Source organism: Actinomycetota bacterium (genome assembly GCA_035640355.1).
GTDB lineage: Bacteria > Actinomycetota > UBA4738 > UBA4738 > HRBIN12 > CALGFI01.
The window spans coordinates 101,638-119,693 of the sequence record DASQWI010000006.1; the positions used below are offsets into that span (position 1 = coordinate 101,638).

The 18,056-nt window shown below is 68.8% G+C and carries 20 protein-coding genes; 5 read left to right on the forward strand and 15 right to left on the reverse strand.

The annotated features are described in order from the left end of the window. The first annotated feature begins 46 nt into the window (after nt 1-46). Nucleotides 47-814, forward strand: coding sequence for a thioredoxin (trxA, locus tag VFA08_02820; protein HYZ12519.1), 768 nt, complete (start codon nt 47-49; stop codon nt 812-814). 169 nt (nt 815-983) lie between these two features. Here trxA and VFA08_02825 read toward each other — a convergent pair whose 3' ends face one another. The 6 genes from VFA08_02825 to lpdA all read right to left on the reverse strand — a co-directional run bounded on the left by VFA08_02825 (nt 984) and on the right by lpdA (nt 7,494). Beyond that, a complete protein-coding gene (locus tag VFA08_02825; GenBank protein ID HYZ12520.1) occupies nt 984-1,763 on the reverse strand; it encodes a class I SAM-dependent methyltransferase in 780 nt (259 codons plus the stop codon). 16 nt (nt 1,764-1,779) lie between these two features. Next, nucleotides 1,780-2,487, reverse strand: coding sequence for a lipoyl(octanoyl) transferase LipB (gene lipB, locus VFA08_02830; GenBank protein HYZ12521.1), 708 nt, complete (start codon nt 2,485-2,487; stop codon nt 1,780-1,782). A gap of 4 nt (nt 2,488-2,491) precedes the next feature. Further along, complete coding sequence (locus VFA08_02835; GenBank protein HYZ12522.1) at nt 2,492-3,922, reverse strand: dihydrolipoamide acetyltransferase family protein; 1,431 nt, start codon at nt 3,920-3,922, stop codon at nt 2,492-2,494. A gap of 71 nt (nt 3,923-3,993) precedes the next feature. Then, the gene (locus VFA08_02840) at nt 3,994-5,046 is read right to left on the reverse strand and encodes an alpha-ketoacid dehydrogenase subunit beta (protein HYZ12523.1); all 1,053 of its coding nucleotides are present in this window, start codon (nt 5,044-5,046) and stop codon (nt 3,994-3,996) included. Next, entirely contained in the window at nt 5,046-6,110 is a 1,065-nt protein-coding gene (locus VFA08_02845; GenBank protein ID HYZ12524.1) for a thiamine pyrophosphate-dependent dehydrogenase E1 component subunit alpha, read from the reverse strand. Before VFA08_02845 ends, VFA08_02840 begins: the two co-directional genes overlap by 1 nt. Nucleotide 6,111: 1 nt before the next feature. Further along, nucleotides 6,112-7,494, reverse strand: a complete 1,383-nt coding sequence (gene lpdA / locus VFA08_02850) for a dihydrolipoyl dehydrogenase (protein HYZ12525.1) — start codon at nt 7,492-7,494, stop codon at nt 6,112-6,114. 75 nt (nt 7,495-7,569) lie between these two features. Here lpdA and gcvT point away from each other — a divergent pair, with 75 nt between their 5' ends. Then, nucleotides 7,570-8,673 (forward strand): glycine cleavage system aminomethyltransferase GcvT, encoded by a 1,104-nt coding sequence (gene gcvT, locus VFA08_02855; GenBank protein ID HYZ12526.1) that lies wholly within the window; start codon nt 7,570-7,572, stop codon nt 8,671-8,673. On the opposite strand, the gene VFA08_02860 is transcribed toward gcvT, so the two are convergent. The 9 genes from VFA08_02860 to VFA08_02900 all read right to left on the reverse strand — a co-directional run bounded on the left by VFA08_02860 (nt 8,670) and on the right by VFA08_02900 (nt 16,137). Continuing rightward, nucleotides 8,670-9,383: a hypothetical protein gene (locus VFA08_02860; protein HYZ12527.1), complete on the reverse strand. Its 714-nt coding sequence runs from the start codon at nt 9,381-9,383 to the stop codon at nt 8,670-8,672. The two genes, gcvT and VFA08_02860, sit on opposite strands and share 4 nt — an antisense overlap. Before the next feature lie 123 nt (nt 9,384-9,506). Further along, nucleotides 9,507-10,247 carry an adenosylcobinamide-GDP ribazoletransferase gene (locus VFA08_02865; GenBank protein HYZ12528.1) on the reverse strand — a complete coding sequence of 247 codons (741 nt, stop codon included), beginning with the start codon at nt 10,245-10,247 and terminating at the stop codon, nt 9,507-9,509. Further along, a complete protein-coding gene (cobT, locus tag VFA08_02870) occupies nt 10,240-11,343 on the reverse strand; it encodes a nicotinate-nucleotide--dimethylbenzimidazole phosphoribosyltransferase (protein HYZ12529.1) in 1,104 nt (367 codons plus the stop codon). Before cobT ends, VFA08_02865 begins: the two co-directional genes overlap by 8 nt. Continuing rightward, nucleotides 11,340-11,870 carry a bifunctional adenosylcobinamide kinase/adenosylcobinamide-phosphate guanylyltransferase gene (gene cobU, locus VFA08_02875; GenBank protein HYZ12530.1) on the reverse strand — a complete coding sequence of 177 codons (531 nt, stop codon included), beginning with the start codon at nt 11,868-11,870 and terminating at the stop codon, nt 11,340-11,342. Before cobU ends, cobT begins: the two co-directional genes overlap by 4 nt. Further along, nucleotides 11,870-12,385, reverse strand: coding sequence for a cob(I)yrinic acid a,c-diamide adenosyltransferase (gene cobO, locus VFA08_02880; GenBank protein HYZ12531.1), 516 nt, complete (start codon nt 12,383-12,385; stop codon nt 11,870-11,872). The genes cobU and cobO overlap by 1 nt, the downstream gene beginning before the upstream one ends. Nucleotides 12,386-12,435: 50 nt before the next feature. After that, nucleotides 12,436-13,239 (reverse strand): ABC transporter ATP-binding protein, encoded by an 804-nt coding sequence (locus tag VFA08_02885; protein HYZ12532.1) that lies wholly within the window; start codon nt 13,237-13,239, stop codon nt 12,436-12,438. Then, nucleotides 13,236-14,243 carry an iron ABC transporter permease gene (locus tag VFA08_02890; GenBank protein ID HYZ12533.1) on the reverse strand — a complete coding sequence of 336 codons (1,008 nt, stop codon included), beginning with the start codon at nt 14,241-14,243 and terminating at the stop codon, nt 13,236-13,238. Before VFA08_02890 ends, VFA08_02885 begins: the two co-directional genes overlap by 4 nt. Continuing rightward, nucleotides 14,240-15,175: an ABC transporter substrate-binding protein gene (locus VFA08_02895; protein ID HYZ12534.1), complete on the reverse strand. Its 936-nt coding sequence runs from the start codon at nt 15,173-15,175 to the stop codon at nt 14,240-14,242. Before VFA08_02895 ends, VFA08_02890 begins: the two co-directional genes overlap by 4 nt. A 314-nt stretch (nt 15,176-15,489) precedes the next feature. Beyond that, on the reverse strand, nt 15,490-16,137 hold the full coding sequence (locus VFA08_02900; protein ID HYZ12535.1) for a response regulator transcription factor: 648 nt from the start codon (nt 16,135-16,137) through the stop codon (nt 15,490-15,492). Nucleotides 16,138-16,260: 123 nt separating this feature from the next. Here VFA08_02900 and VFA08_02905 point away from each other — a divergent pair, with 123 nt between their 5' ends. The 3 genes from VFA08_02905 (at nt 16,261) to VFA08_02915 (ending at nt 18,048) form a co-directional block, all read left to right on the forward strand. Further along, nucleotides 16,261-16,602 (forward strand): metal-sulfur cluster assembly factor, encoded by a 342-nt coding sequence (locus VFA08_02905; protein HYZ12536.1) that lies wholly within the window; start codon nt 16,261-16,263, stop codon nt 16,600-16,602. 122 nt (nt 16,603-16,724) lie between these two features. Then, nucleotides 16,725-17,567 (forward strand): sulfurtransferase, encoded by an 843-nt coding sequence (locus VFA08_02910; GenBank protein ID HYZ12537.1) that lies wholly within the window; start codon nt 16,725-16,727, stop codon nt 17,565-17,567. Between the two features lie 61 nt (nt 17,568-17,628). Next, nucleotides 17,629-18,048 (forward strand): hypothetical protein, encoded by a 420-nt coding sequence (locus tag VFA08_02915; GenBank protein HYZ12538.1) that lies wholly within the window; start codon nt 17,629-17,631, stop codon nt 18,046-18,048. The last annotated feature ends 8 nt before the right edge of the window (nt 18,049-18,056 follow it).

Below are 18,056 nucleotides of genomic sequence, written 5' to 3' on the forward strand. Positions count from 1 at the left end.
AGGTGAATGACGTGGCACAAGCGGAGATCCTGCAGCACGAGCCGGCATCGACGCGACCGACGCGAACTTCACCGAGGCGGTGGTCGAGGAGTCGAAGCGACGGCCGGTGGTCGTCGACCTGTGGGCCGCGTGGTGCGGGCCGTGCCGGGTGCTCGGGCCCATCCTGGAGAAGGCCGCGCAGGCGCGAGGCGGGCAGTTCCTGCTCGCAAAGCTCGACGTCGATTCCAACCCGTACACCGCGGGGCGGTTCGGAGTCCAGAGCATCCCGACGGTCGTGGCGTTCAAGGACGGCAATCCGATAGATGGTTTCATCGGCGCGGTCCCCGAGCCCATGGTGAACGAGTTCATCGACCGCCTGCTGCCGACCGAGGCGGATCTCGATGCGACGCGGGCTCGCGAAAGCGAGCTGGAAGGTGATCTCGTCGACGCGGAGTCGACGTACCGCGCGGCGCTCGAGGCCGAGGATTCGAACCGTGACGCGCGGGTCGGTCTCGGTCGCATCCTCGCCGAGACGGCTCGCGACGACGAGGCACGACAGGTGCTCGCGCCGATCCTTCCCGATCCCGAGGCGGATGGCGTGATCGCCGGCATCGACGTCCGGTCCTGGGCGAACGTGGAGGGGCCCGGAACGCTCGCCAGCGCGAAGCGGCTGGCCGCACAGGGGCGGTACCGCGAGGCCCTCGACGGCATGCTCGGCGCTCTCGGCGACGACCCGGAAGCCCGTGCGGCGATGCTCACGATGTTCGCTGCGCTCGGCGACGAGGAACCGATCGTCGGCGAGTACAGGCGAAAGCTCGCGAACGCCCTGTTCTGAGCGGGACGCTTCACCCGTTCCGCTCGTCGACGCGGTCCACCAAGCGGGATGGCACGGCGTTCGGATCAGGCGCCTTCGCGACGTCGAGTGGGCCGCCCGGCTCCACGAGCCGGGGCCGTTCGGCTGGCTCGATGAGCGGCCGTGCTATGTCATCGTTGCGGACGCCGAGTCATAGCTTGGCGCACCAGAAGACCTCGGTCCGATAGGGCATCACGATCTCATCGCGACCGCGAAGCTCCGGATCCGTGTCGAGCATCTCCTCGACCTCGGCGATCACCCGATCGCGCTCGTCGTCCGGCGCGCTCGCCACGTAGCTCACCGAGAGAACGCGATCGACGAACTGCTCGCGCGTCAACTTCTGCACGTGGTACGCGAGCTGGTGGTGGAGGGGTCCGAAGAGCTCGGTCCGCGTGAACGCGCCGCGCCATCGCATGTCGCGGTACCGCGGGCCACTGCCTGAAAGCCGGTCGAAGATGGCGGTCAGGCGCTCGGACCAGTCGGTCGCCTCGTCTCTGACGTTCCAGATCACACCGAGCGCGCCATCCGGACGGAGCACCCGGTGGATCTCGCCGAGAGCCCGGTTGCCGTCGAACCAATGGAACGCCTGCGCCGCGACGACGGCGTCCGCGCTCGCCTCCGCGAGCGGGATCGCCTCGGCTACGCCGTCGAGCACCGTGACCGTCGGGCAGTTGCGTTCGAGCGCCTGACGCATCGCCGAGACCGGCTCGACGGCAACGATCCGCGAGCCGGTCGGGACGATCAGCTCGGTGAACTTCCCCGTCCCGGCGCCAAGCTCCACGACGTCAGTTCGTTCGCCGATCTCGAGCTTCCGGATGAGGAACGCGACGGCGTCCTCCGGGTACGTCGGCCGTCCGCGCTCGTATCGCTCGGCCGCCGCCTCGAAGCCCCGGGCGGCGGCGTCGTGGACCCGCCGGTCTTCGCGAGTCACGTCCACACACGCTCGGTCAGATAGCAGACGCGACGGCGGTCGAGAGCCGTCGAGGCGGCCACGCGGTCTCCTCGGTCACGAGTCGACGTCCGAAAACGTCTTCGAACCGGCGGGCTACCAGCGGCACCATCTCGTCGACGGTTACGGTTCTACCCGCCAGCTCGGAGAGTGACGTTACTCCCTCGTCTGAGAGCCCACAGGGAACGATCGCGTCGTACCACGACAGGTCCGTCGAGCAGTTGAGCGCGAACCCGTGGAGTGATACCCGCATCCGCATCAGGCGGACGCCGATTGCGCATACCTTCCGGTTTCCGGACCACACGCCGGTCTGGACAACGTTCCGTTCGAGCGGCATGCCGACGTCAGCCGCGGCGCGGATCACGACCTCCTCGAGATCGCGTACGAACCGCAGCGCATCGGGCCGCGAGCCCAAGTCGAGCACGGGATAGCCCACGAGCTGACCCGGCCCGTGGAACGTGAACGAGCCGCCCCGATCGATGTACCTGAGGTCGGCTCCGGCGGCGCGGATGGCGTCCTCGGTCCACACCACGTGATCCGGTTTCGACCGCCGTCCCGCCGTGAACACCGGCGGGTGTTCGAGCAGGATCAACGTGTCTGCGCCGGTGCCTGCGAGACGCGCCTCCGCGAGCTCGTGCATCGCCGCGTTCGCTTCGTCGTAGTCGACGGGTCCGTCGGGGCGGATCAGACGAGCCGGACGAGACATTCGTCTAAACGCCGATGTCCTCGGCGAAGTCCCACGATTCCAGGTTGTTCTTCACGCGCGACAGGAACCGCGTCGCCACCTCGCCGTCGATCACGCGGTGGTCCCACGACATCGAGATGTTCACCATCGAGCGCACGGCGATGGCGTCGTCGATCACGACCGGTCGTTTGGTGATCGCGTCGAAGGACAGGATCCCCGTGTTCGGCGTGCTGATGATCGGAACGGACGCGACCGACCCGTACGGGCCGGGGTTGGTGATCGTGAACGTTGCCCCCTGCACCTCGTCGGGCTTCAGTTGATGCGCGCGCGCCCGTTCGGCGAGGTCAGCGATCGCACGCGCGATGCCGACCGAGTTCATTCCGTCGGCGCCCTTGATGACGGGCACGATGAGACCGGCGTCGTACGACACCGCGATGCCCATGTTGACGTAGCGATGGAGGACGATGCTCTCGCCGTCCAGCCTGGCGTTGACGTAGGGGTACTCGAGCAGCGCGTCGACGGTCGCCCGCACGACGAACGGTAGGTACGTGAGGTTCACGCCGTACTTCTGGCGGAAGGCATCCTTCGCCCGCTCTCGGATCTTGACCAGGTGATCGACGTTCACCTCGACCAGCGTCCACGCCCGCGCGGTCGTCTGCGTCGACCCCAGCATGTGTTCGGCGATCCGCTTGCGGATGTGCGTGACCGGGACGACCTCTTCGCCCTGACCGGCGGTGGGGGCGCGAAGCGGCGCGGCGGGTGCGGCTGCGGGTGCAGGGGCGCTCGGAGCGGGGGCCGGTGTGGTGGCCGGCGCGATGGCCGGCGCTGCGGTCGCGGCAGGTGCCGCGGCAGGTGCGGCCTCGCCTCGAGACGCGACGAACGCGAGGATGTCGTTCTTGGTGATCCGGCCGCCGGTTCCGGTTCCCTGGATCTGTCCCAGGTCCACCTGGTGCTCGTCGGCCAGCCTCCGAACGAGTGGCGAGAGGATCTTGGACCTCGGACCCTGGTCGGCCTGTGCCGCAGCCGGTTCGGTGGACGGCGTCTTCGGCGACGGCGTCGGCTGACTCGGAGCCTGCGCCGCGGCCACGACCGCGGCGGGTTCGACCTGCGGCGTCTCGACCGGGGCGCTCTCCTGAACGGGCGGTCCGGAGGCGGTGTCGGAGTCCGCGTCGCTCGGCGCCGGCTCCTCCTTCGCGGCTTCGGGTTGCGCGGCCGCGGCGCCGTCACCCGAGTCGATCGTCGCCAGATCTGTACCGACGGCGACGGTCTGTCCCTCCGGGACGAGGATCTGCGTAAGCGTTCCCGCCGCCGGCGAGGGAACCTCGGTGTCGACCTTGTCCGTGGAGATCTCGAAGAGCGCCTCGTCCTGTGCGACTTGGTCGCCCTCGTGTTTGAGCCACTTGAGGATCGTTCCCTCGACGACCGTCTCGCCGAGCTGCGGCATCTTGACCTGCATGAGCCCTCCTCGTTCGGGCTACCGCTTCGCCACGTGATCCCTCTTGTTGGGCTACCGCTCCCTGTGCACTGCTACCACGCCGACAGCTTGCGGACCGCGTCCTCGATGTCCGATACCTGCGGGAGATAGGCGTCTTCGAGCGCGGGGGAGAACGGCACCGGCACGTTCGGGGGCGCCAGGCGAACGACCGGCGCGTCGAGCGACTCGAACGCCTCCTGGGCGATCACGCTCGCGACCTCCGCCCCGACGCCGAGGAACCGGTGGCTCTCGTACAACACCACTGCGCGGCTCGTCTTCGCCACAGACGCCAGGATCGCCTCGGTATCGAGCGGGACGATCGAGCGGAGGTCGATCACCTCGACGTCGATTCCCTCCTGCGCGAGCGTCTCGGCCGCGTCGAGCGCGTGATGGGCCATCATTCCGTACGACACGATCGTGACGTCGCGACCTTCACGCTTCACGTCTGCCTTGCCGATCGGGATCAGGAAGTCGGGGTCCTCCGGCACCTTCTCCTTGACGCGGCGGTAGATCCACTTGTGTTCGAGGAACACGCACGGGTTGTCGTCGCGGATGGCTGATTTGATCAATCCCTTGGCGTCGGTGGGGAATGCCGGGCACATCACCTTCAGGCCGGGCGAGTGGGCGAACCACGGCTCGGGGTTGAACGAGTGGAAGCTGGACGCGCGAACGCCTCCGCCCGACGGAGCGCGAAGCACGACCGGCGCCGGAACCCCGCTTCGGTAGTGGTAGCGGGCGAGCGCCGTCGTGATCTCGTCGAACCCGCTCGACATGAAGTCCGCGTACTGGAACTCGGCAACCGGGCGGAACCCCTCCATCGCCGCCCCGAGCGCCATGGCCACGATGGTCTCCTCCACGATCGGCGTGTCCATGACGCGCTCTGGTCCGAATCGCTCGATGAAGCCTTCGGTCACCTTGAACGCGCCCCCGTAGACGCCGATGTCCTCGCCGAGCAGGAACACGCGCTCGTCGCGTTCCATCTCTTCCCACAGGCCCTCGGCGACCGCAACCAGGTAGGTGGCCTGGCCGTCGTCGTCGCGCTTCCCGCGTGGTTCGGCGCCGTGACCGGCAGCACCGGCCTCGAGTGTTCTGGTCGTCGAGGCCATCAGGTCGGCGTCCCTCCGCCGCGGCCGGGCTCGGAGGTCCAGTAGCCGTCCTCGACCCACAGGCCCTTGGTCACGTCGCCCGGTTCCGGTAACGGCGAGTTCTGGGCGAACTCGTAGCCGTCTTCGAATTCCCGCTGGATACGCTCGTCGAGCTCCTTGACGGTCGTGTCGTCGACGACGCCGTTCGAGCGGAGCAACTCCTCGAACCGCTTCACGGGGTCCTTGTTCTGCATGTAGTCCTCGAGGAGTTCCTTGGGAACGTACTTGGCCGGGTCGTGACCGGCGTGACCGCGCCAGCGCAGCGACACGCTCTCGATCAGCGTGGGGCCGCCACCGTCTCGGGCGCGATCGACCGCCTCGCTTGCCGCCTGGTACACGTCCAGGACGTTCGCGCCGTCAACGCGAACGCCCGGCATCCGGTACGCCCCGGCGCGCTCGGCGATCGTCGGCACCGGGAACTCGAGCGGGTTCGGCGCCGAGTACGCGTACAGGTTGTTGTTCACGACCCACACGACGGGGAGCTCGTAGATCCCCGACACATTCAGCGCCTCGTGCCAGCGTCCGTTCGACGTTGCCCCGTCGCCGCAGATCGCCATCGCAACGCGCGGCTCGCCGCGCCGCTTGTACGCGAGGGCGGCGCCGCATGCGACTGGATATGCGATCGGCAGATGCGACATCACGGTCCACGTTCGGTTGCCCTGCCAATCGCCGATGTGACTGTTCCCGTCCCGTCCGCGCGTGTAGCCGTCGATCCGGCCCCAGAACTGCGCCATGACGCGGCGGAGCTCGAGTCCCTTCGTGAGTTGCGCCGACAGATCGCGATGCGTTGGAAACAGAGAGTCATCGTCGCGCAGCGGATAGACCACGCCGACGTGCGTGCCCTCCTGACCGCGGCCGGAGTAGATGGCGCCGGGCAGCCGGCCCTGCCGGTACAGCGCCTCCATCCGCTCGTCGAAGTACCTGCACAGCTTGAGCTTGTGCAGGATGTCCTTCAGCTGGTCGTCGGAGAGACCGACGCGCCACTTTTCCGCGGCGGCCTTCTTGTCCTTGACGCGGGTCGCCATCTCAGGTCCCGTGCAGCGGCTTGCCGGCGAGCGCGAGGAAGGCCTCGCCGACGCCCTCGGACAGCGTCGGATGCGGATGGATCAGCGCGGCCACTTCGGCGGGAACCGCTTCCCAGTTCACGATCAGCATGCCCTCGGAGATGAGGTCCGTGACGTGCGGTCCCACCATGTGAACGCCGAGCACGGGACCGCCGGCCTTCTCGGCGACGACCTTCACCATTCCGCCCTCGCCGACGATGTTCGCCTTCCCGATGCCCTGGAGATTCAACCTCTCGACCTCCACGTCGTGGCCTCGCTCGACCGCCTGCGCCTCGGTCAGCCCGACGGAGGCGATCTCCGGGGAGCAGTACGTGACGCGTGGGATGCCGGTGTACTCGATCGCCGGAATCGTCTCCCCGCCGATCCGCTCGGCCACGGCGTACCCCTCGGTGAACGACACGTGCGCGAGCTGCAGCGGCGTCGCGGCGACGTCGCCGATCGCCCACACGCGGCTCGCGGTCGTCTGCAGCTGATCGTCGACCTTGACGAACCCCCGGTCGACCTCGACGCCCGCTTCCTCCAGGCCGAGGCCTTCGGTGATCGGTCCGCGTCCGACCGCCACGAGGCACACGTCCGCCTTGGTGGTCTCCTTCTTGCTATCGCCTGTCGTGAACGTGACGTCGACGCCGCCGTCGTGTTCGGTTACGTCCTCGACGGATGCGCCGGCGTAGGTCGAGATCCCGCGTTTGCGAAACGCGCGGGCGATCTCCTTGGAGGCGTCCTCGTCCTCGAGCGGCGCGATCCGCGGCAATGCCTCGACCAGCGTGACCTCGGCGCCCATCGACCGGTAGAAGCTCGCGAACTCGAGACCGATCGCGCCGGCCCCGATGATCACCACCGAGCCGGGGATGGTGCCGTAGGTGAGCGCCTCATCGGACGTGATGACCCGATCCGAGCGCTGCAGCCCCGGCAGGAGCCGCGGGGTCGAGCCCGTCGCGAGGACCACGTCGGTCGCTTGGAGCGTCCGGCCATCGACCTCGACCGATGGTCCGGATCTGAGCGAGGCGGTCCCGTTGACGACGTCGATCTTCCTCGCTTTCACCAGGCCGGTGAGGCCCGACACGAGCTTGTCCACCATCTTCGCTTGGAACGCCTGGATCTTCGACCAGTCGGGTTGGCCACTGGCGCTGATGCCCCACTCGATCGACCGGTTGACGGTGTCCATGACGGACGCAGACTGCAGCAGCGCCTTGGTGGGAATGCATCCGCGTAGCAGACACGTGCCGCCGAGGCGTTGGTCGCGTTCGACAAGCGCGACACGCTTGCCCAGCAAAGCCAATCGGAGGGCGCAGGAGTATCCACCCGTCCCGGCCCCGATCACCACGACGTCGTAGGCGTCGGCCATCCCGGAAGACCATGCTACAGCCCTTGTCGCTTCCACCCGCCGCGCGTGGGTCGCGACGTCCGTACGATGCGGCGGATGACCGGCGCCGAGCTTCGCCACAGCCCGCTTGAGGACGTCCACCGGCGACTTGGCGCGAAGCTCGGCGCGTTCGGTGGCTGGTTGATGCCGATCGAGTACGCGGGGACGCTCTCGGAGCACCGGGCCGTTCGGGAGCGGGCCGGCCTGTTCGACCTGAGTCACCTGGGCAAGGTGGACGTGGTCGGTCCCTCGTCGCTCCCGACGATCCAACGGCTGTTCACGAACGATGTTCGCAGGGTCGACGTTGGCGCGTCTCAGTACCACCAGATGTTGAACGAACGCGGAGGTGTCGAGGAAGACCTGTTCGTGTACCGCCTCGGCGAGGAGCGGTGGTTCGTCGTCCCCAATGCTGCGAACAAGGACGGGGTCGTCGACGCGCTTCGCGGTACCGCCGCCGATGAAGCCGCGGTCATCGACCACGAAGACTGGGGGTTCCTCGCCGTGCAGGGCCCGCGTTCACAGGAGATCGTCACCGCGCTGTGGCAGGACGGCGTCGAGCTTCCGTTCCGGGGGTGCCGGATCGTCCACCACGGTGACGCAGAGGTGGTGCTCGCCCGAACCGGCTACACCGGCGAGCGCGGCTACGAGCTGTTCGCCTCCGCCTCCGTCGTCGCCGAGCTGTGGGATGCGCTCACGATGGCGGGCGCCGGTGTGCAGATGGAACCGTGCGGGCTCGGGGCGCGAGACGTGCTTCGGCTGGAGATGGGCTACCCGCTGTACGGGCAGGACCTCGTTCCCGATCGCACACCCCTGGAAGCGGGCTTCGGGTGGGCGGTGTCGTTCGACAAGGGGCAGTTCATCGGTCGTGACGCGCTGATCGAACAGCGCAGCGGGCCGTTGCCCAGCCGGCTCCGAGGTCTGGTGACACGGGACCGCCGGAGCATTCCCCGTGCGCACCAGCGAGTGTTCGCTGCTGATGATGAGATCGGCGAGGTGACGAGCGGAACCTTCTCGCCGCTCCTCGGCGTGGGGATCGCGCTCGCGTACCTGTCTCCCGGCGATGCGTTCGAGCCCGACGCGGAGGTGGAGATCGACATCCGGGGACGGCGGGCATCGGCGCGTGTGGTCGCGACGCCGTTCGTCGAACGATCGCCGCGCTAGACGGTGAGGCGTTGCGGCGCCGCGGCGGCCGCGATGAAGTCCTCGACCGACGCGCCCCCGAACTCCGTTCCCTTCAGCAGGCGGCCGAGCACCTGTGGCGCCTTGGGAGTGTCGGGCATCAACGCGACGACGACGTACAGCCCCGAGCTCGGGATGCCGACCTGGCGCACCGGCCCGTACCCAGGAGCCGCAACGAAGTACGCCCACCGCGAAGGACGGTCACGGATGCTGCAGGTGCCGATCCCACGAGCGACGTAGTCGCCGGGCGAGCCGGGCCTTCCCGACGCGAATTCCGGACGATGGTTCGCGATCACCTCGCGGGTCGAGCTGCATCCGGATGAGCCCGTGATCATGTCGAGCGCGGGACCCGTGGCGGCGAGGTAGTAGTAGTCCGACGGGACCCCCACGCGCGTTCCGTCGATCCACACCGCCGCGAACCCCTCGGGGGGTGGCCGGTCGCCGCGCCATGGGTTGGGGCTCGGCGCGGCCAGGAGGCCCTGGGTCGGGTCGTCGATGGAACCCGCCGTGCTCGGGTGCCAGCCGTCGGGGAGCCGGGCCGTCACCGCTCCCGCCGTGACCTGCCGGTAGGGGCTGGGTGACTCCGTGATCAACAGCTCCGCGAGGGGTGAGTCATGGGATGCCGTTATAGCCGCGTCGCGGCAACCCGCGGCGACCAGCGAGACCACGCTGAGAATGAGGAGTTTTCGCACCCCGCCGTTCCCGGCGAGCATAGACCTGCCTCGCCGGCTCGCGCCACTCGGGCCTCGACCGGTCCCCTCTCGCGGCGCAGCGCAGCGTTTCGCCTGCCTCGTAGCGCCCTGGAAAGTGCCCGGTCAGGCCAGGGCAAGCGCGGTGGCCAGAGCCAGTGTCTCGGAGAGCTCGACGGCGGCCCCGAACACGTCACCCGTCGTGCCGCCGAGGCGAACCGCCGCCCACCTGCCGACGATCGCGGTCCCCCCGGCCGCCACGATGACCATCGGCGGGAAGGCCGTCCCCACGGCGAGGACGCCGATCGCCACCGCCACGAGGGACGCTCCGGCACACGCGCGCCACCCGACGGCGCGCGTCCACGTGTGACGAGGTCCGACGTAGGGGAACGCCGCTGCCAGCGCGATCGCCGCGACGCGAGCCACGGCGCCGGCCGCGACGACCTCGGTCGGGAACGTTCCGTCCTCCGCCAGCGCGGCAACGACCGAGATCTTGAGCACCAGGTCGAGGGCCAACGCGGTCCCGCCGAAAGCGCCCAGCCGCGGATCCCGCATCGCCTCCGCTGGGTCGCCTCCGGACAGCGCCGCGCCGACCCCGTCGGCCACGTCGGCGAGCCCGTCCAGGTGCAGCGCTCCGGTCACCAGAACGCCACTAGCTACGCCGATGACTCCGGCCACCATCGGCGGGAACGCGAGTGTCGCTCCCCACGCTGCCCCCGCGACGAGGGCCCCGACCCCCGCCCCGACGAGGGGGAACAGCAGCGCTCCATTCACGAGGTGGCGCGGGGCGATCGCCGCCCCGCGCCCAATCGGTATGGCCGTCAGGAACGTCACCGCCGCGAAGACCGATCGGCCGCCGCTACGCACGGCTCACTCCGGCCGTATCGAACGTCGCCATGTCGCTCAACAGCGCGGTCGACGCGTTCACGAGGTGCAGGGCAAGCGCGGCACCCGACCCTTCGCCGAGCCGAAGGCCCAGATCGAGAAGCGGATCGAGACCGAGATCGTCGAGCACCAGGTTGTGCCCGGGCTCGGGTGACCGCGTCGCTGCGATCATAGAGTCGACGACGGGCGGCGCGAGCCGCGCAGCCCCGAGCGCCGCCGCTCCTGTCACGAACCCGTCGAGGACCACCGGCACGCGGCACGCTGCAGCACCGAGGATCACACCGACGAGGTAGGCGATCTCGAGTCCTCCGACCGAGGCGAGGGTCTCCAGCGGGTCGCGTTTCGACCGGTCGTCGTCCAGGCCGTTCGCCGTGAGTGACCGCCGGACGACGTCGACCTTCCGCCGAACGCCTTCGTCGTCGACGCCGGTCCCCGGGCCGCATACAGCGGCGGCGTCGGCGGGCAGCAACGCGGCACAGATCACACCGGCCGTCGTGGTGTTGGCGATGCCCATGTCGCCGAGGGCGACGATCTCGATCCCGTCGCCGGCGAGCTCGTCCGCGAGCTCGATCCCGCGCGCCATGAGGCCGGCGAGCGTCGACGGATGCATCGCGGGACGGATCGTCATGTCGCTCGACCCGCGGACGCCGTCGACGATGTCACACCGGATGTCATGCGTCACGGGAGGATCGATCACGCCGACGTCGACGACGACCAAGCGGGCGCCCACGTCTCGAGCGAGAACGCAGGCCGCGGCCCCGCCCGCGTCGAAGTTCGCGAGCATCTCCGCGGTCACGGATTGCGGATACGCGCTGACGCCCTCGGCGGCGACGCCGTGATCCGCCGCGGCGACGACGAGGGCCGCACGCGGGTGACGAGGTGGCACGGCGCCTCGGATCGCCGCGATCCGGGACACCAGCTCCTCGAGTCGGCCGAGGCTCCCGCGCGGCTTGGTCTTCTCGTCGAGGAGCGCCTCGACGGTTCGCCGAACGTCATCGCTGGGAGGGCGAATCCGGGCGATGGTCTCGTTGATGGTCGTGCGAGCGTGCGCGGTGTCGTCCGCGACCTTCTCCCTCACGCCGTCTCCGGCGGTGCCAGCGCCACTGCGCGCCCGGCAACCATCAGGTACGAGCGATCGGCAACGCGCGCGAACACCGCGTTCACCTCGCCGAGCACGTCGCGGTAGCGACGGGCCAGCGCGTTCGTCGGCACGATCCCCAGGCCCACCTCGTTGCTCACCACGACGGCGTGTTCGGATCTCGTAGCGAGCGTGCGGGCGACGTCCTCCGCCTCGGCGACGATCGCAGTGTCGCCGAGCCGAGCTTCAAGAGCGTTCGACACCCAGAGCGTGAGACAGTCCAGCACGACCGCCACGTCGTCCCCGAGCGAATCGATCGCGCCGGCGAGCTCCACGGGCGCCTCGACGGTCTGCCACTCAGATGGGCGCGCCTCCTGGTGACGCCTGATCCGCTCGGTCATCTCATCGTCACGCGCCTCAGCGGTGACGACGACGACGACGATGGGGGATCCAAACGTCGTCGCGAGCCGCACCGCGAGGGCCGACTTCCCGCTCCGAGCGCCACCGAGCACGAACGTGAGTGCCATCAGAACTCGATCCCTCGCACCGCACCGATTCCGGAGTCGAACGCGTGTTTCACGTTGACCATCTCCGTGACGGTGTCGGCGACCTCTCGAAGGCGGTCGGGCGCGTCGCGTCCCGTCGCCACGACGTTGACGTGCTGTGGGCGGTTCCGGATCGTCTCGACGACGTCGCTCTCGTCGATCCATCCCCAGTTGATCGGGTACGTCACCTCGTCGAGCACGACCAACTCGTGCTCGCCGCCGCGGATCATCCGGCTCCCCGAACGCCACGCCTCGCGCGCGATCGCTTCCGTGCATTCCATGTCGGTCGAGTCCCACGTGAAGCCGTCGCCGATCGACCACCAGTCGAAGCCGAGGCGCCGTCCCGAGGCCTCTTCGCCGGTTCGCCACCGATCGTCCTTCACGAACTGAACGACGCACACGCGCCACCCCCGGGCCACCGCGCGCATGGCGATCCCCATAGCCGCCGACGTCTTTCCCTTCCCGTCGCCGGTGTGCACGAGGACGCGCGAGGCCACGCGCGTTCGTCCGGGTCGAGGTCCTCGGCGCGGCGGTTCGGAGGCCGTGGTCATCGGTGGTCGCTCCCGCGCGATGACGGGACGATTGCCCACCCGAGGTCGCCCTCATCGATGACCTGAACGCTCGCCCCGAAGTGCTCCGAGATGACGGCGGCGTCCAGGACCTCGTTCCGCGTACCCGTCGCGACGACGCGGCCCCCCGACAACAGGACGAACCGGTCGGAGAACCGCCCGGCGAGCGTGAGGTCGTGCATCGCCGACACCACGGTGAGGCGTTCCTGTCGTCGAAGCTCGTCGACGAGCTCCAGCACGCGTACCTGGTGCCCGAGGTCGAGGCCGGTGGTGGGCTCGTCGAGGAGCAACAGCGGCGCTTCCTGCGCGAGGGCGCGCGCCAGGACCGCGCGTTGTAGCTCGCCGCCCGAAAGCGTGTCCAGACGGCGATCGGCCGCCCACGCGAGATCGAGGCGCTCGAGTGCCGAATCCGTCGCCGCGACGTCGGCGCGGCCCTCGGCGCCGAGCGGACCGACGTGAGGCGTCCGCCCCAGCAGCACGTACCGGCGGACCGTCATCGCCTCCGGGATAACGGGGTTCTGTGGAACGAGGGCCACCGAACGCGCCCGCTCACGGCGCCGATGCTCCTCGATCCGCCGTCCGAACAGCTCGACCGAGCCATCCCGGTCGACGAGTCCGGCGCACGCGTGCAGGAGCGTGGTCTTTCCTGCGCCGTTCGGTCCGACGACGCAGGTCCACGAGCCCATGGGGACGTCGAGCGAGACGTCGCGAAGGACCTCGCGGCCCCCGAGGCGGACGGCGAGCTCGCGCAGACGGAGGGCACTCCCGACGCCCGCCGTCACGTCAGCCTCCCCGCGTTCCGTCGAAGTGCGAACAGGAAGAACGGCGCCCCGACGAACGCCGTGATCACGCCGATCGGTATCTCGGCCGGCGCCACGACGGTCCGCGCAAGGACGTCGACGAGGATCACGAACGATGCTCCGAACAGGACCGAGAGCGGCAACACATGGCGATACGAGGTCCCTGAGAGCAGCCGAACCGTGTGCGGCACGATGATGCCGACGAAGCCGATCAGCCCGGCGACGGAAACCGCGGCGGCCGTAGCCAGCGACGCGGCGACGACGACGATCGTCCGGAGCCGGCCGACGTTCAAGCCGAGGCTCTCGGCCTCGAGGTCGCCCACCTCGATGACATCGAGCAGCCGGCGCACCGTCCACAGCGTCGCGACCGCCAGGAGCACGGAGGGCAGCGCGATCCGAACGTCGTCCCATCCGGCCGTGCCGAGCCGTCCGAGGATCCAGCTGTACACCTGCCGCAGCGTCTCGGACCGCTGCTGCTGGATGAACGTCTGCACCGCCGTGAGGAAGGACGCGACCGCGATCCCGCCGAGCACCAGGCTGGTGGCCGAACGACCGCCCAGCGCCGAACGGCCGAGCGAATAGGCGAGTCCGACCCCGCCGATCGCCCCGGCGAACGCGGCGAGCGGCACGGTCACGGCGAACGCATCCGACGGCCCGAACGCGACGGAGATCGTCGCTCCGAGGCCGGCCCCGGCGGCGGCGCCAAGAAGGTACGGGTCGGCCAACGGGTTGCGGAACACGGCCTGGTAGGCGGCGCCCGATGCCGAGAGCGAGGCGCCGACCAGCGCCGCGACGACGACGCGAGGCAGCCGCAGGTTGGCCAGGATGGCTGCGTCCTGATCGGAAACCGACGTCGCACCGCCGAACGACACGGCCCACCGCAGAACGGCGCTCGGCGAGATGTGAGCCGGGCCCACGAGGATCCCCACCACGATCGAGGCAACCAGCACGGACGCCCCGATCGCCGCGGACGACGCTCTTCTCATGCCGCCTCCGCCTCTACGTCGGAGACGGCGTCGGCGATCGTCCGTAGGTACTCGACGATACGAGGACCCCACCGCGATGCGACGTCGTCGTCGAGCGGGACGACGTCCCTCCTTCGAACGGCGGTGATGCTGCTCCATCCCGGTCGTTCGGCGACGGTTGCCGGCGACTGCCCGCAGCACTTCGTATCGGCGAGGAAGATCAGATCCGGATCTGCGCGGATCACGTACTCGGCGGAGAGCTGCGGATAGCCGCCGCCGCCGGCGGCGGCGTCCGCGATGTTCTCCAAGCCGACCAGGCCGTAGAGCTGACCGATGAACGTGTGCGAGGTTACCGAGTAATACGTGTCGTCGAGCTCGTGATAGAAGGTGAGCGGCGGCTGCGGCATCTCGACCGACGAAACGATCGAGTCGACCTCGGTGCGCATGTCGTCGACGACGGACGTCGCCGCTTCGGCGTTGCCAGTCGCCCGCCCCAGCTGTTCGATCTGCTCGTACGCGTCATCGAGCTTCGTGGCGGCCGGTTGCAACATCGTGGTGATCCCTAGGCCCTCGAGGGTCGACCCAAGGTCGCCGGGCTCCGTCGAGTACACGACGAGGTCGGGCTCGTAGGACGCGATGGCCTCGACGTTGGGCTCGAACCCGGACAGCTCCGTCGTCGGAGCGCCGGCCGGGAAGTTGGACTGGTCGTCGACGGCGATCACCTGATCGTCCGCGCCGATAGCGAACAGCATCTCGGTGGCCGTCGGCGACAGCGAGATGATCCGCTCGGGGCGTTCGTCGATCGTGACGTCGCCGTTTGCCGTCGTCACCGTGACCGGGAACGCGGCCCCGGCGGACGGCCTCGTCGATTCGACATCGGCTTCACCGTCCGACGCGCACGCGGCCGCCACCACCGCGACCGAGACAACCAACAGAACAAGACGTCGTCCCATGCGCCCTCCTTCCGACCGGAGAGCGCGATGGGAACTGGGTCGAACCGCCCACGAACCGCCCTTCCGTCGAGGACCGTCATCCGCGCCACGGAGGAGGCGACCCGACTCGTCCCCCGGAGCGGGGGCTTCACGGTTGCGCGACAGTGCCGGATTCGAACCGGTCTTCGCTTGACTCCGCAGCACTCGAGCCCGTGCTCGAGCGAGCGTGTTGTAACACCGTGACGCCGAGGCAGCAACAGAGCAGGACGTCCCTCGGCATCACCAAAGGTATGAGCGGAGTTCGGGCGAACCGATCGCGCTGCGGGAGGTCGCGACTATTCCACGAGGCCGCTGCGGATGGCGATCGCGACGGCCTGAGCGCGGTCGTTGGCGCCGAGCTTCTCGAAGATCCGCTCGAGGTGCGTCTTCACCGTGTGGGGCGAGATCCCCAGGTCGTGGGCGACCTCTTTGGTCGTGGCACCGTACGCAACCTTCTGGAGGATCTCCTTCTCCCGACGCGACAGCGGCGGCGACTCCACGCGCTTCTCGGCGAGCTGGACCTCCTCGATGAATGCTCGAGTGAGCTGGGGGTGGATCACGGCCTTGCCTTCAAGGGCCAAGCGGGCGGCGTTCACGAGCTCCTCCGCGGACGCGTCCTTCAGCAGGTATCCGGAGACGCCGGCCTGGATCGCTTCGGAGATCGAAGCGCGGGACTCGTCGACCGTGAACAAGATGACCCGTGTTGTTGGCGAGGCTTCCCGAATCGCCTTGGTCGCGTCGATCCCGTTCATGCCGGGCATCCGCACGTCCATGAACACGATGTCCGGATTGAGCTCGCCGACCTTGATGACGGCGTCCTCTCCGCTCTCGGCCTCCCCGACGATCAGGACGTCCTTGGCCAGATCCAGGGCGGCGTGGAGCCCTTCCCGCGTGACGGGATGGTCGTCCACGATGAGCACGCGGATCTTCTGTTCGTCGCTCATGGATCTCACGGAATAGTCGTTGGCCGAAGAGCGTCCATAGGATAGAGGCAGAAGTCCGTCGAAGGAACGAGGATGTACGTGGACGAAACCCGCGAATCCGTGATCGAGGCCGAACAAGAGGGCGTGGCCGCCGCCGGAGACGCCGACCGTGCCCCCGGCGAGGTCGTCTCCGAGGACCGGGTCCTCGAGGCTCTCAAGCACGTCGTGGACCCCGAGTTGGGCATCAATATCGTGGACCTTGGCCTCGTCTACGACGTGGACATCTCGCAGGAGGGCTTCGTTCACGTCGAGTACACGCTGACGACCATGGGCTGCCCGATCGGACCGCTGATCGAACAGCAGATGCAGTCGTTGATGGCCAACGTGCCGGGGGTGTCGGGGTTCGACGCCGAGATGGTCCTTCGGCCCCCGTGGAGCCCCGAGATGATGTCGGAAGAGGCCAAGGCGGCTCTGGGCTACTTCTGAGCCCCCCGGCGGCCGGTGGCCGCGAGCGACGGCCGTATTGACACTCGCGAGGACCGACGATTGACTCGCACCTGCAATTCCTAGCTCGCGGGTCGGAAATCGCTTTCGCGGAAGGAGTGGGCATGGCCGGATACAAGAACCCCGATGCGCTGGTCGAGACCGACTGGCTCGAGGCGCACCTGAACGACGAGAACGTCAGGGTCATCGAGGTCGACGAGGACACCTCCGCGTACGACAAGGGGCATGTCGCGGGCGCGATTGGATGGAACTGGAACAGCGACCTGCACACGAAGGTCGGACGCGACTACGTCAGCCGGGCGGAACTTTCGCAACTGCTCTCGCGGGCAGGCGTCGGCGATGACACCACGGTCGTGCTGTACGGCGGCAACAACAACTGGTTCGCGGCGTACGCGTACTGGATCGTGAAGCTCCGCGGGTTCGACAACGTGAAGCTCGTCAACGGCGGCCGCAAGAAATGGGAGTTGGAGAGCCGGGAGCTCACGCAGGACGTCCCGTCGTACCAGCCCACGGGGATCACGCTGACGGCGCCCGAGCGGGACGAGATCCGAGCCCTCCGCGACCAGGTGCTGTCGAAGCTCGCGGACGCCACGTTCGTGGACGTTCGCTCGCCCGAGGAGTTCCGGGGGGAGAAGCTCGCGCCGGATCACCTGCCGCAAGAGCAGGCACAGGTGCCGGGACACATCCCCGGCGCGGCGAACGTTCCGTGGGCGAAGGCCGCGAACGAGGACGGGACGTTCAAGAGCGCAGACGAGCTGCGGGCTCTGTACGACGCGGAGGGCGTGACCGACGACCGTGAGATCATCGCGTACTGCCGGATCGGCGAGCGGAGCTCGCACACGTGGTTCGCGCTTACCGAGCTGCTCGGCTACCGCAACGTCAAGAACTACGACGGCTCGTGGACCGAGTACGGCTCGCTCGTCGGGGCGCCGGTCGACAAGGGGTAGTCGGTTCGCCGAGCGCGACGGCAGGCGTAGTGCGACGGGCCCGTGGGTAGCATGCCGTTCGATGAGGTTCGACCGCGCCATGCGGATGGCCACGTTCGTGTTGGTGGCAGCGATCCTTGCCGTCGGGACCGCGTGTGATACCGACGCGGCAATCTCCGACCTGCAACGCTCGGCCGATGACGCGCTGGATGCACTGGCCACCGTGCGCGATCGGGTCGAGGAGGCCGCGGAGCCGATCGTCGACGAGATCAGCGCGGGCATCGATGACATCTCCGCCGAACTCGATCGCGTCGCCGACCTGTCCGGAGAGCGTGCGCAGGAGGCGTATCGGGAGCTCGAGCGCCGCGCTGCCGAGCTCCAGGCCGATGCCGAGGCCGCGGGCGAGGACGCGACGGGCGAGGCCCGGCAGGCGTGGGAGCAGCTGCAGGATGCGCTGGCCGAGCTCAGGGCGCAGATCCAGGAGGCCATGGAGCGGGGGTGACCTCGGTC

Bases quoted from the DNA above. Each gene is read 5' to 3' on its own strand.
- VFA08_02910 (HYZ12537.1), top strand. From the start codon at position 16,725: ATGGCCGGATACAAGAACCCCGATGCGCTGGTCGAGACCGACTGGCTC.
- VFA08_02890 (HYZ12533.1), bottom strand. From the start codon at position 14,243: ATGAGAAGAGCGTCGTCCGCGGCGATCGGGGCGTCCGTGCTGGTTGCC.
- lpdA (HYZ12525.1), bottom strand. From the start codon at position 7,494: ATGGCCGACGCCTACGACGTCGTGGTGATCGGGGCCGGGACGGGTGGA.
- gcvT (HYZ12526.1), top strand. From the start codon at position 7,570: ATGACCGGCGCCGAGCTTCGCCACAGCCCGCTTGAGGACGTCCACCGG.
- VFA08_02835 (HYZ12522.1), bottom strand. From the start codon at position 3,922: ATGCAGGTCAAGATGCCGCAGCTCGGCGAGACGGTCGTCGAGGGAACG.
- VFA08_02895 (HYZ12534.1), bottom strand. From the start codon at position 15,175: ATGGGACGACGTCTTGTTCTGTTGGTTGTCTCGGTCGCGGTGGTGGCG.
- VFA08_02840 (HYZ12523.1), bottom strand. From the start codon at position 5,046: ATGGCCTCGACGACCAGAACACTCGAGGCCGGTGCTGCCGGTCACGGC.
- VFA08_02915 (HYZ12538.1), top strand. From the start codon at position 17,629: ATGAGGTTCGACCGCGCCATGCGGATGGCCACGTTCGTGTTGGTGGCA.
- lipB (HYZ12521.1), bottom strand. From the start codon at position 2,487: ATGTCTCGTCCGGCTCGTCTGATCCGCCCCGACGGACCCGTCGACTAC.
- VFA08_02900 (HYZ12535.1), bottom strand. From the start codon at position 16,137: ATGAGCGACGAACAGAAGATCCGCGTGCTCATCGTGGACGACCATCCC.
- VFA08_02845 (HYZ12524.1), bottom strand. From the start codon at position 6,110: ATGGCGACCCGCGTCAAGGACAAGAAGGCCGCCGCGGAAAAGTGGCGC.
- cobU (HYZ12530.1), bottom strand. From the start codon at position 11,870: ATGGCACTCACGTTCGTGCTCGGTGGCGCTCGGAGCGGGAAGTCGGCC.